The organism is Priestia sp. FSL W8-0001 (genome assembly GCF_038050335.1).
Classification (GTDB): domain Bacteria; phylum Bacillota; class Bacilli; order Bacillales; family Bacillaceae_H; genus Priestia; species Priestia flexa.
Map to the genome: position 1 here is coordinate 1,799,515 of NZ_JBBPAL010000001.1, position 12,558 is coordinate 1,812,072.

At 34.2% G+C, this 12,558-nt stretch carries 12 protein-coding genes and 2 pseudogenes; 13 read left to right on the top strand and 1 reads right to left on the bottom strand.

Annotated elements, in window-relative coordinates; translation table 11 throughout:
- The first annotated feature begins 376 nt into the window (after window positions 1-376).
- From MKZ18_RS09490 to MKZ18_RS09505, 4 genes are all read left to right on the top strand, one after another.
- The gene (locus MKZ18_RS09490; RefSeq protein WP_061785979.1) at window positions 377-745 is read left to right on the top strand and encodes a hypothetical protein; all 369 of its coding nucleotides are present in this window, start codon (window positions 377-379) and stop codon (window positions 743-745) included.
- A 781-nt stretch (window positions 746-1,526) separates the two neighbouring features.
- Window positions 1,527-2,429, top strand: a complete 903-nt coding sequence (locus MKZ18_RS09495) for a S8 family serine peptidase (protein WP_061785978.1) — start codon at window positions 1,527-1,529, stop codon at window positions 2,427-2,429.
- Window positions 2,430-2,438: 9 nt separating this feature from the next.
- Window positions 2,439-3,026, top strand: a complete 588-nt coding sequence (locus MKZ18_RS09500; RefSeq protein ID WP_061785977.1) for a hypothetical protein — start codon at window positions 2,439-2,441, stop codon at window positions 3,024-3,026.
- Between the two features lie 14 nt (window positions 3,027-3,040).
- Window positions 3,041-3,310, top strand: coding sequence for a DUF3986 family protein (locus MKZ18_RS09505; RefSeq protein ID WP_061785976.1), 270 nt, complete (start codon window positions 3,041-3,043; stop codon window positions 3,308-3,310).
- 164 nt (window positions 3,311-3,474) lie between these two features.
- On the opposite strand, the gene MKZ18_RS09510 is transcribed toward MKZ18_RS09505, so the two are convergent.
- Window positions 3,475-4,182 carry an IS6 family transposase gene (locus MKZ18_RS09510; protein WP_025911933.1) on the bottom strand — a complete coding sequence of 236 codons (708 nt, stop codon included), beginning with the start codon at window positions 4,180-4,182 and terminating at the stop codon, window positions 3,475-3,477.
- A gap of 92 nt (window positions 4,183-4,274) precedes the next feature.
- On the opposite strand from MKZ18_RS09510, the pseudogene MKZ18_RS09515 reads away from it, so the two are divergent.
- From MKZ18_RS09515 to MKZ18_RS09555, 9 genes and pseudogenes are all read left to right on the top strand, one after another.
- Window positions 4,275-4,376 (top strand): annotated as a pseudogene (locus tag MKZ18_RS09515) (IS6 family transposase); the annotation flags it as partial.
- Window positions 4,377-4,591: 215 nt separating this feature from the next.
- Window positions 4,592-4,684 (top strand): annotated as a pseudogene (locus tag MKZ18_RS09520) (IS6 family transposase); the annotation flags it as partial.
- A 1,074-nt stretch (window positions 4,685-5,758) separates the two neighbouring features.
- The gene (locus MKZ18_RS09525) at window positions 5,759-7,189 is read left to right on the top strand and encodes an IS4 family transposase (RefSeq protein WP_047933940.1); all 1,431 of its coding nucleotides are present in this window, start codon (window positions 5,759-5,761) and stop codon (window positions 7,187-7,189) included.
- Window positions 7,190-7,409: 220 nt separating this feature from the next.
- Window positions 7,410-8,840 carry an IS4 family transposase gene (locus MKZ18_RS09530; protein WP_047933940.1) on the top strand — a complete coding sequence of 477 codons (1,431 nt, stop codon included), beginning with the start codon at window positions 7,410-7,412 and terminating at the stop codon, window positions 8,838-8,840.
- Between the two features lie 279 nt (window positions 8,841-9,119).
- Window positions 9,120-9,713, top strand: coding sequence for a hypothetical protein (locus MKZ18_RS09535; RefSeq protein ID WP_061785975.1), 594 nt, complete (start codon window positions 9,120-9,122; stop codon window positions 9,711-9,713).
- Window positions 9,706-9,996 (top strand): winged helix-turn-helix domain-containing protein, encoded by a 291-nt coding sequence (locus tag MKZ18_RS09540; RefSeq protein ID WP_061785974.1) that lies wholly within the window; start codon window positions 9,706-9,708, stop codon window positions 9,994-9,996. The genes MKZ18_RS09535 and MKZ18_RS09540 overlap by 8 nt, the downstream gene beginning before the upstream one ends.
- A gap of 23 nt (window positions 9,997-10,019) precedes the next feature.
- Entirely contained in the window at window positions 10,020-10,907 is an 888-nt protein-coding gene (locus tag MKZ18_RS09545; RefSeq protein WP_061785973.1) for an ABC transporter ATP-binding protein, read from the top strand.
- An 18-nt stretch (window positions 10,908-10,925) separates the two neighbouring features.
- A complete protein-coding gene (locus MKZ18_RS09550; protein ID WP_061785972.1) occupies window positions 10,926-11,666 on the top strand; it encodes an ABC transporter permease in 741 nt (246 codons plus the stop codon).
- A gap of 145 nt (window positions 11,667-11,811) precedes the next feature.
- Entirely contained in the window at window positions 11,812-12,525 is a 714-nt protein-coding gene (locus tag MKZ18_RS09555; RefSeq protein ID WP_061785971.1) for a pentapeptide repeat-containing protein, read from the top strand.
- Window positions 12,526-12,558 lie beyond the last annotated feature (33 nt).

Here is a 12,558-nt window from a genome sequence, read left to right on the forward strand (position 1 = left end):
TTTAGAAGAAGATGTTTTTGTATTATATGGAACCTTTAACTTAGAGGGAGGATATTAAATGATAAAGTATGCTATTAGATCTCACAATAATAATTATGTAATTTTTTTCAACTTCAAAGAGAATTATATTTTCAAATTAATAATACAATAGGCAACGTTCTTTTTGCCATGTGTGCATTAATAGCTGATGCACTTCATAACTTCACTGATCACATACTCAATCTTGATTTTGAATCTTTAAGAGCAGAACTTCCGAAATTCTGGTTTTTAAAAGCCATGCTACTTAAGTATATCGACAATAACCTCGAAGGTTATAAAGAATATAAGCTAGTGAAGGATAAGTTTTACAAGCTTTAGAGAAAGGGTGTAATAACAAATGTTAGAGAAACAAATAATAAAAGCTAAAAATAATGAGCCACACTTAACTACATTTATTGAGCAAGTACAACAACCCTATTATAATGCTTCTTCATCAAATTTATATAATGAATTAAATGTACTTATTCAAGAGAAATCCAACGAAGAGGTTATACTTGAATGCCAAGATCATTTGCATAATTATTTTCAAGTTCAGAGAGAGTTATATTATGGCATTGATAAATCTAACTCAGAAATAGGGCATATTCTCTTTGCTTGTTTTGCATTAATGGCCGATGCATTACGTAACTTTTCTAGTTATATAAAAAATTCTGAAGCAACCTATCCCTGCCTTTACAAAATCCAATCTTGGCACATAAACAGCTGAAAATTTGTCACGAACCTTCATTTCCTCACACCATTTCACCTAAAAATTAAGCAAATAGGCTGGAAGTCCTTGTGAATAATTTGTGAAAAATATACAGCCTTCATTTATTCCGTAATGTTTGATATATTGAACTTCTGAGGTGACTACATGGAATACGATTACGACAATATTGATCTAGATAAATTCTACACATATAATGATTTACCTGATAAACAAGCTGGACGCTGCGACAACTGTGGAAACTCACATTTTAAATCAAAGGTTGGCAATGGTGAATTTCTTAGATAGTGTAGCAATTGTGGAATGAAAAAGTCGATTTAATTATTGGCTTTTTCTCTGTTTAGAAGGTAAGTCATCTTCCGGCATAACCTTCTCAATCTCCCTGACTATCTAGGTAATATCATTTTTCTCATTCTAGGTTACTTTTTCTATGACCATTTCCCTGCAGCCAGATTCCGTCCATTGCTGCTGGATCCATTCATAAGCAACAATTGCAACTGCAAAGTTTGGAGCATCCTTAAAATCTCGGTCTCGAAAGAAAAATTCTCCCCGGCTTGAACCTCTAATGCTTTCAATATTGAGAATTGTTTCAATTACTAATTTAGTGACTTCCTTTTTAATTTAATTATGTACAAACAAACGTTCTAAATTCAATATATCTAAAACACTGATATCTTATTAAACCAACGAGGCAGGTTTTTGAAAATTAAAGTAACAATATATGGATATATATATAGTAAACATGGTATAATTGTCCTAAAATATATTGTTAGGTGGTAGAATGAAGAGGTTAATATTTATCATTTTAATTGTAGGTATAGCAATAACAAGTATCTATCTATTTTCTATTTTAACAGGCGCAAAAGAAAAAGATTCCGAATTTTATGAGAGAAACTGGGCTTACGATTATCTTGATATAGATTCATTACACCAAAAATATGAATTAAAAGGTAATGGGGTCAAGGTTTCTCTAATAGATACCGGTGTTTCTAAAGAAATTACCAGTACAGTTGACGGTATCAATACTATTAATGATTCAAAAGATTATGATGATGATCATGGGCACGGAACTCATATAGCTGGGATTCTATCATCTGAAGAGTTTGGAGTGGCACCTGAAATTGACCTTTACGTAGCAAAGGCATTGGATTCAAACTTAAAAGGTGATATTAACAATATTATAAATGCAATAGAATGGTCCATCGATAAGAATGTTGATGTGATTTTAATGCCATTTGGAACGCCAAAAGATAACCAGGATCTAAAACAAATGATTGATAAAGCTGTAGAGAAAGATATCTTGGTAATTTCTTCAGTAGGTAATTTCGGAGTTCAAAAAGATGTTGATGTTTTATTTCCTGCAAAATACTCAAACGTTATAGGTGTTGGAGCAATTAATAAAAAAGGTGAGATATGGAAAGGAACCACTCAAGGTGATGGTCTAGATGTTTTACTCCCAGGCCAATTTATTAATAGTTATTCAACTACTGGTGAAAACTTAGTTAGTAGTGGTACTTCAATGGCTTCAGCTTATATGGCTGGGTTAGCCTCTTTATATGTACAAGCCAATAAATCTAAAAATGAAAGTAAAATGAATGAAAAAATATGGAAATTCATGAAAGAAAATGATAGAGTTGAAGAGTACTTAATTCTCAAGCCCGACATGCTATTAAAAGAAGAATAGGAGATTGTAATGAAAAAATTTGTTACCATTGTATTGACATTTGTTATGCTTTTATCTATCCTGTCCCCTACTATTTCAGGAGCAGAGACATCAGAAGTTATTGTTGATGAGGGATTAGTATTAGAAGATACTGTAGTAGAAGAAATAACTGAAACTACAGGAATTGATGTATCAGGGCAAGATTTAACTACATATGAAGAAGATTTTGACTTTCTAGTAAACGACCCTATTTTTATGGAGATGGAAGAACATTTTATCCTTACTGATCAAGATGTTTCTATTGAAGATAACAGTGTAAGCGGTCAGTGGATTCCTGTTGCAGCTGCTGCAATTCGACTTCTTACATCAAAAGTTGGTAAAAAAGGTATGGAAAAGGGGTGGGCATTAGCAAGACCGTATGTAAAGAAGTTTGTAGATGCACCATCAAAGTATGACTTGGATGGTCCTGGTAGTGGGGGAAGAATTATTCAGCTAAGGAAGAAAGGCTCAACTACTTTATTCAGACTTGATTATGCCCCAATAAAACATGGCAGAGATCCTGTACTTCACTACCATGTACCACCTAATTTAAAAGATCATCATGTAATTAAATTCTAAAGGGTAGGGATAATATGATTTTTGATGACAGATACCATTTACATGTAGGTTATTATGAAGATGGACATGATATAGAAGGTATTTTTATGAAAGAGAAAAACGGAGAGAAATGGTGCCTGTTTTTCGATAATGATTATTATAAAAAAATTCTTAATAATAAGGATTATAAGTTTTATGAGGGCTTTGGTCTACTCGTAAGAGAGTATCATATTAATGATGATTTGACTTTTGAAAAAGGTTCACAACTACTTAAGGATTTTTTAATAGAGGAAAACATCATATAAAATCTTTAACTGCATCTCGGAAATGAGTATTAAGTACATTTACTGTAGAATAGATCCTAACTGAAAAGACTGACACCTATATAAAGGTGACAGTCTTTTTCTGGTTCTGGTGCAAAAATCACTCGTTAGAAACATAGAGTGTGAGTTTCCTTTAAATTGCTAACTTATGAAGCTAATCCAAACAACTTATGGATGAATTCTTTTTGATTTTGGGCAGACTTCACCCCCTGATGAACCTGCTTCTTTTTCATCATATGCATGGCTTCTATGCCACTCAGTATGTAAGTAGCTGTACGAAATGATTTCAATCCTAACATCGAACTAACTCGCTTTTTTATAAAACGATGATCCTGTTCTACGATATTATTGAGATATTTCACTTGTCTCATTTGGATGCCTTCAGGCATACGTTTCTCTTCTTTTAACTCTTGAATTGCTACAGGATAAGCTGGGTTTTTATCCACTGTTATGACGCGAGGTTTACAAACATGAGAAGTAGCCAAGGCTTTCTTGAAAAAGCGCTTGGCTGCTTGTTTATCTCTTAATTCACTTAGATAAAAATCAATGGTATTCCCTTCTGAATCAACTGCACGATATAAGTACATCCATTGACCTTTTACTTTAATATACGTTTCATCGACTCTCCAGGAATCATTTGTTGGCTTAAGATGACGTCGTACTCTTTCATCTAATTCCGGTCCATATTGATGAACCCAACGCATAATCGTTGTATGAGCCATGGATAAGCCACGCTCCTCCATCATTTCCACCAAATCACGAAAACTTAAGTTGTACCGTAGGTACCATCTCACTGTTAACAAAATAATGTCAGGCTGATAATGTTTCCATTTGAATACATTTTGGTTTTCCATACTGATCATGCCCCTTTTTTTAGAGTAATAGTATCAGTATGTCCAAAATTTAGAGATTACTTGCAATTGCCCTGAAGTTTTTGCACCAGAACCAAGCGATGCATATGATAAAAAAAGGACAACTTATTTCACGAGACAAGTCTGCCCAAAATCAAGTGGAGTTCATCCATGAACTATTTGAAATTGCTACTTAAGACTAGATTCTACTAGGGAGCTTTTCACCTCTTTACATCTTTCTTCAGTATTTGCACCAGAACCGGAGAACGTCCCATGCCCATCAACTTAAGGATATAAACTACTCCAAAAAGGGTTCTGTTACAAAAATTTCTAAACTAGGATAAAATCTAAAAAAAGAAAAGGAGGAGCATAACAGATGAGATAGTATAAAGGAAAACAATTCGAGAAAGATATTATATTGGTAACTGTTGGTTACTATTGTCGTTTTTCTTTAAGTCATCGTGACGTATTTGAAATTCTGAAGGAACGTGATATCTCGGTTCATGCCCTATATAAACATAGGCGAAGTCTTCAATCAGAATTCGTCTTTTCGACGTATAACGAATTACAAAAATTATTAATAGGTTAGTAAAATTCAACAGTAATTCCTTCACCTTTTTATGTGTTAAGAAACTTTGCACCAGAACCTGCATTGGCATGTATATTATGGTAATCGTATTAGAGATTAAAAATTAGCAAGTTAATGAGTTTTTTTCTGACACACACGAATATTGAAAAAACGTCTATATACAGTTAAAAGCTTAATCTCTTGTTGGCATAACCCCACTTATTCGCAATAAAGCAAAGGGGATCCGTCATATGATAAATCCTCTTTGTTTTACTAAATTCATATTTCTTTTTAATTTTTTTATTTTGGTTTCCCACTTAGTTTTGAGGATAAATTGCTTTTAGAAAATCATATAAAGTATAAGACACTATCCAAACAAATATAACTATGCTTACTGGACTAATCATTTCATACATTTCATTTCACCTCACCGCTCTTATTTTCTTTAGTAAGGGGGGATACCTCTAGTATGACATTATTATTTCAGAAATGGGCAAATATGTAAAAGTATTTTTCCTTCTTTACAAGTGGATATCGTCTATCAAACATTAGACAAATTAAAAGATAGATTAGGAGATAACGTTCATTCTGAAACACTTTTGCATTCTGATTAGGGTATCCACTACACGCACCCACAATTTCATAGTCATGTAAAGAGAATGGTAGATAACAAAAAGAATGGAATACAGACTTATAAGGGGGGGATTTCCGTCTCTTTTTGCAGTCGTATCAATAATTCACTAGCGCTTACAGTCGCTCTTTTCATTATCAGCCACGGTTATGGTTACTGACATATTCATCGTCCTTAGAAGTTCGTTAACATTATCGGATTATTTTCCTTTGTTATAATACAGTTCTCTTATTTTTTAATGGTTGAAATGGAGTCATCACAATTAAATAGCTTTTACTGGCGCTACCCCATACCCATCAAGCTAACGCAATGGATTTTCCCCAAAACGAAAAAAACGTTATTCTTTTTAGTAAACTACTCGAAAAGGATGGCGTTTTTTTATGGATGTTCAGTTTTCCGAAGAATTACACCTATTTGCACAAGAATTACAACGCTCTTTGTCTCCCATTGCCTTACAAGAAATCGCTAAGAAAGTGGGATTTGTGAAACGATCGAGTAAGTATCAAGCAAATGAACTGATGGCTCTTTGCGTGTGGCTTAGCCAGGAAGTCGCTCGCACATCGCTTGCACAACTGTGTAGTCGACTAGAAGCTTCAACAGGTGTCCTGATGAGTCAGGAAGGATTGAATCAACGGTTTAATCCAGCAGCCGTCCAGTTTCTTCGTGAGGTGTTTGCTTTACTTCTCACACAGAAACTTTGTGCAACACAATCGCTATCGTCAACGCTCTTCTTGATTTTTAACCGTATTCGGATTTTAGATGCCACAGTGTTTCAGCTACCCGATGCCTTCGTAAGTGATTATCAAGGGTCTGGAGGAAGCAGTAATACGGCAGGTGTAAAGATTCAGCTTGAATATGACTTATTGAGTGGGCAATTTTTACACGTACAGCTAGGACCGGGAAAAGATAATGATAAAACGTATGGCACAACTTGTCTTGAAAGTGTGAAAGCAGGCGATTTCTGTTTACGTGATTTAGGTTATTTTGATTTACGAGATTTACAAACGATTCATGAATTAGGCGCCTTTTATCTCTCTCGATTAAAGCTAAATACCCGTATTTATGTAAAAAACCCTGAACCAGAATACTTCAAAAACGGCACACTGAAAAAGCAGAGCGAATATATTCAGCTTAATATGGCACACATCTTGAACGAACTGGAACCGGGTGAGACCATTGAACTTTCAGAAGCTTATGTTGGTCAAATTCAAAAATTACCGACACGTGTCATCATTCACCGACTAACGAACGAACAAACTAAAACCCGTTTAAACAACCAAGCTGTACGTGAGAAAAAGAAAGGCATTGTCATGAAGGATAAAAGTAAACAGCTGATGGGAATGAACGTTTATATTACGAACACACCACCAAAAGAAGTACCGACAAACGATGTGCATTCATTGTATTCGTTACGTTGGCAGATTGAAATTTTATTTAAAACATGGAAGTCCTTCTTCGAAATAGATGAATGTAAAACCATCAAAAAGGAACGGCTAGAGTGCCATTTATATGGGCAACTCATCGGGATTCTTCTCTGTTCTTCCACCATGTTTCAAATGCGGCAGATCCTGTTGAAAAAGAGAAAACAAGAGCTGAGTGAATACAAATCAATTTATATGATTAAGGACTATTTTCCGTTACTATTTCCAGCAATGGCAGGTGATCTGACTGAACTCGTAACGATTCTCCAACGACTGTATCACCTGTTGAAAAAGAATGGGCGTAAGTGTCATCGGTATCAGAAAAAAACCGTTTTTGACATTCTTGGTATTGTGTATGAGACAGCAGTAAAACAACAACAAGTTGCCTAACGAAAAAATGATAGTTTCATAGGCTTCTTTGTCATGCCGATTTTTCTGATACTCACCGATGTTAGGACAAGGATCATTACATTTTTAATCGTTTCTGTCGTTAGCTTGATGGGTATGTGGCGCTACCCCATACCCATCAAGCTAACGCAATGGATTTTCCCCAAAACGAAAAAAACGTTATTCTTTTTAGTAAACTACTCGAAAAGGATGGCGTTTTTTTATGGATGTTCAGTTTTCCGAAGAATTACACCTATTTGCACAAGAATTACAACGCTCTTTGTCTCCCATTGCCTTACAAGAAATCGCTAAGAAAGTGGGATTTGTGAAACGATCGAGTAAGTATCAAGCAAATGAACTGATGGCTCTTTGCGTGTGGCTTAGCCAGGAAGTCGCTCGCACATCGCTTGCACAACTGTGTAGTCGACTAGAAGCTTCAACAGGTGTCCTGATGAGTCAGGAAGGATTGAATCAACGGTTTAATCCAGCAGCCGTCCAGTTTCTTCGTGAGGTGTTTGCTTTACTTCTCACACAGAAACTTTGTGCAACACAATCGCTATCGTCAACGCTCTTCTTGATTTTTAACCGTATTCGGATTTTAGATGCCACAGTGTTTCAGCTACCCGATGCCTTCGTAAGTGATTATCAAGGGTCTGGAGGAAGCAGTAATACGGCAGGTGTAAAGATTCAGCTTGAATATGACTTATTGAGTGGGCAATTTTTACACGTACAGCTAGGACCGGGAAAAGATAATGATAAAACGTATGGCACAACTTGTCTTGAAAGTGTGAAAGCAGGCGATTTCTGTTTACGTGATTTAGGTTATTTTGATTTACGAGATTTACAAACGATTCATGAATTAGGCGCCTTTTATCTCTCTCGATTAAAGCTAAATACCCGTATTTATGTAAAAAACCCTGAACCAGAATACTTCAAAAACGGCACACTGAAAAAGCAGAGCGAATATATTCAGCTTAATATGGCACACATCTTGAACGAACTGGAACCGGGTGAGACCATTGAACTTTCAGAAGCTTATGTTGGTCAAATTCAAAAATTACCGACACGTGTCATCATTCACCGACTAACGAACGAACAAACTAAAACCCGTTTAAACAACCAAGCTGTACGTGAGAAAAAGAAAGGCATTGTCATGAAGGATAAAAGTAAACAGCTGATGGGAATGAACGTTTATATTACGAACACACCACCAAAAGAAGTACCGACAAACGATGTGCATTCATTGTATTCGTTACGTTGGCAGATTGAAATTTTATTTAAAACATGGAAGTCCTTCTTCGAAATAGATGAATGTAAAACCATCAAAAAGGAACGGCTAGAGTGCCATTTATATGGGCAACTCATCGGGATTCTTCTCTGTTCTTCCACCATGTTTCAAATGCGGCAGATCCTGTTGAAAAAGAGAAAACAAGAGCTGAGTGAATACAAATCAATTTATATGATTAAGGACTATTTTCCGTTACTATTTCCAGCAATGGCAGGTGATCTGACTGAACTCGTAACGATTCTCCAACGACTGTATCACCTGTTGAAAAAGAATGGGCGTAAGTGTCATCGGTATCAGAAAAAAACCGTTTTTGACATTCTTGGTATTGTGTATGAGACAGCAGTAAAACAACAACAAGTTGCCTAACGAAAAAATGATGGTTTCATAGGCTTCTTTGTCATGCCGATTTTTCTGATACTCACCGATGTTAGGACAAGGATCATTACATTTTTAATCGTTTCTGTCGTTAGCTTGATGGGTATGTGGCGCTACCCCAAATATGTTTATATTGGTTGTTAAATTCAGAAATATTGAAAAAATACTTTACGAACGATGAATAATGCATTATACTCTGTTTTACAGAGTAACTTGAATAATACATTATACTCTGTAAAACAGAGCAACTAGAATATAAGGGGGTTTTTCATGCCAAATCAAAAATATACCACTTCAGAAATACTTGAAAATTTATCGCATATTAAAACAATTACACGTTATAAAACCGAATATTGTAAACAAACTAGCACATACTTCATTATTTGGGGATTTATCTGGATTGTTGCTTATACGATTACCTTACTGAACTTTGATCCATTTACTATTGGGGTTGCATGGTTTTTGCTAGGGGTTATTGGTTGGATTATCACTTTGGCTATATATTTTAAGCAAAAAAAAATGAATCCAATGCCTTTGTTTCTAAGAAATCAATTGAAATATACCTGGCTAGGTCTCATTATGATTTTAAGTATTTTTGTTTTTTTGATTTACTCAGGTTTACTACCATATACATTTGATAATTTCTCTTTTTATATCGTTTTATTGGTGTCAATTATGTATATACTTCTCGGTATTGTTTTGACGAGAGAGATTTTTTTTATGGGGTTCTGGTTAAGCATTCTTGGAATGATCACGTTTTCTGTTTTCCCTGATTTACTGAACATTATTTTTGCATTTATCGGCGGAGGTAGTTTGTTATTAACGGGATTTATTCTGAAAAGAAAAGGGCAAGGAAATGAGTAATGTTAATAATTTAAATGATTTAATTCATGCAAAAATTCGCTTAGGGATTATGAGTTTATTAATGATTTATGAAGAATGTGATTTCACCTACTTAAAAAAATCTTTGTCTGTTACGGATGGGAATTTAGGCTCGCATTTGAAAAAATTAGAAGATGCAGAATATGTAGTAATTACAAAGACGTTTATATCTAAAAAACCAAAAACAATTGTAAAAATAACCAATTTAGGCGCAGATGCTTACAAAGAGTATATCAGTACCATTGAAGCCATTTTTAAAAAATAAAAGTTAAGAAAGGATGAGTGTGGATGCTACAGGTAGAGAATGTAAGTAAGAAGTATGGGACATCTCAAGCATTAAATAATGTAACATTAACAATTTCGAAAGGAGTATGCTACGGGTTAATCGGTCCAAACGGATCCGGGAAGTCAACCCTGATGAAAATTATCTCTCATATTATTAGATCTTATGAAGGCAAGGTTGAATACAAAGGAGGATCTAAAGGTACACTGGGTTATGTTCCGCAGGATATTAGTCTAGAGGAAAAGCTGACAGCTAAAACAAATATGGAGTTTTTTGGCCAAATACATGGAATAAAAGGTAAAGAGTTAAAGCAAAAAGTAGAAAGGTTATTGAAGGATATAGGATTATTTGAAAGAGCGAATGATGTAATCGAGAACTTTTCAGGAGGAATGAAGCGTCGCTTGAATATTGGTTGTGCTCTTATGCATGACCCGGAATTAATTTTTTTAGATGAACCGACGGTAGGGGTTGATCCTCAGTCAAGACGTTATATCTTTAAGCTCATAAATAAATTGAAAGGAGAAGGAAAGACCATCATCTACGTTAGTCATTATATGGAAGAAATTGAGAGTTTGTGTGACTATGTTTTTTTCATCGATAAAGGGAAAATCGTTGAAGAAGGGGAAATTAATGAACTTCTAAACCGTTACACAGAAACATCTGTTTACTTAGATTCATCTATTCCTAATAAAACGTTGATTGACCGTGGATTTGATTTTAAACCATATCAATCAGGTGTATTAATTAAAACAAAAGATCCGTTAGATACTTTCGGAGGTTTAGTTAGATTGAGCAAGGAAAATCATTTTGTTCCAAATCAATTATCTTTATTCAAACCAAGGCTAGAAGATGTATTTTTTCAATTGACTGGCACGGATTTGCGAGATCAATAATAAAAGGAGAGTGATTTTATGTGGCCTTTAGCCCGAATTGAAACAAAAAAACAAATAAAAGATCGGTCTTTGTTGTTTTGGACAATTTTATTGCCGATTGGATCAATTATCCTTTTGATTGAGTTATTTACCCCAGATATTTCAAAAAAAACATTAGTAGCTTCTCAATCAATCACAGGAATGAGCGTATTCTTTTCTACATTTGTTATTATTTCTATCGTTATAAGTTTTGTAAAGGATCGTGAAAAGGGGATGGTAGCTAGATTGGCAAGTACGCCTTTAAAGTCCTACAGCTTTTTTCTTGGTAAATGTATTCCATTCTTTTTTATTATTGTAATGCAAGTTCTTTTATTAACGATTTTGGGAGTTTACTTGTATGATATTAAAATAACACAATATGGATCTTATCTGGTTGTAATTCTCTTGTTGTCAATGTTAGTTACTTCATGGGGAGTGGCTATTGCTGTTTTTGCTAAGACGGAAAATACAGGGTTGGTGATGACTAATATTATTGCTTTAGGAACAGCGGTTGCTTGTGGTTTATGGACTCCTTTTGAACAATTACCTAGTTATTTGAAGACTATTGGCATGATATTTCCTCAATATTGGGCACACCAAGGTTTAGTGAATTCGGTATCTACACTACCAGGGGGAGAAAGTTTGACTTTGGTTGCACTTGTACTTATTGGATACTCTGCATTAGGTTTTATTGTTTCACTGATAGGCTATAGGAATTACATTAAAATGGCTAGAAGCTAAGACTAGAAAGAATTCTCCCTTATGAGTTATTTTGAAATATAAATAAGATTGCAATTAAAATACATTAATCGCAATCTTTCTTTTTGAATTGAAATGAGGAAACTATCTATGAAATCGCATTCAAATAAATGTTAGGAGTGAGCGAATGTCAAGTGAAAAGTTAGAACTACATATCGAAAGGTATTTCCGACCATATAAAAAAGATCAAATATTTCAAGAAAAGAAAAAAGAATTAATGCATAAACTTGAGATTATAATGTTTCAACTTAATAATGAAGGATTGGAAGATAGGGAGGTTTATAATGCTCTTTTTAAAAAGCTTGAATCTGGAGATGTGAAAATTGATGTAAGTGAATTATCTGTTGATGAAAATAACAAATTAAATTATTTTAAAAAAATATTCACCGATGAAAATCTAGAAAATCTTGCGCTAATTAATGCCAATTACAGGTTATGTGATTTTAAAGGTTCAATGGCCAAAAACCGAGAAATTAATTATTCGGAATTTAAAGATTGTTATTTCAAAAGATTAAATGTCATTGATTCCACTGTATCTGAATCTGATTTTAAGAAGAGTGATTTTAACCAGGCTATTTTTGAAAATTGTAAAATCACCAATTCCTCTTTTTATGACTCTCATTTTCCAAAGGTAAGCTTTGATGGTTCCTTTTTATTAAATATTTCATTTAAAAATTGCTATCTAAAAAAAGTATCTTTTGTGAATTCTAAATTAATTAATGTACAATTTGAATCATGTACTCTTTCAAAGTTAGATTTTACGGGAGCGACTATGGATCGGATAACCTATCGCTTTTTACAAGAAGAAAGGGCCAATTTAACTGATGTGGAGATAATTTAATTATTATTCATTGATTGGTAAAGAAGTAGACCA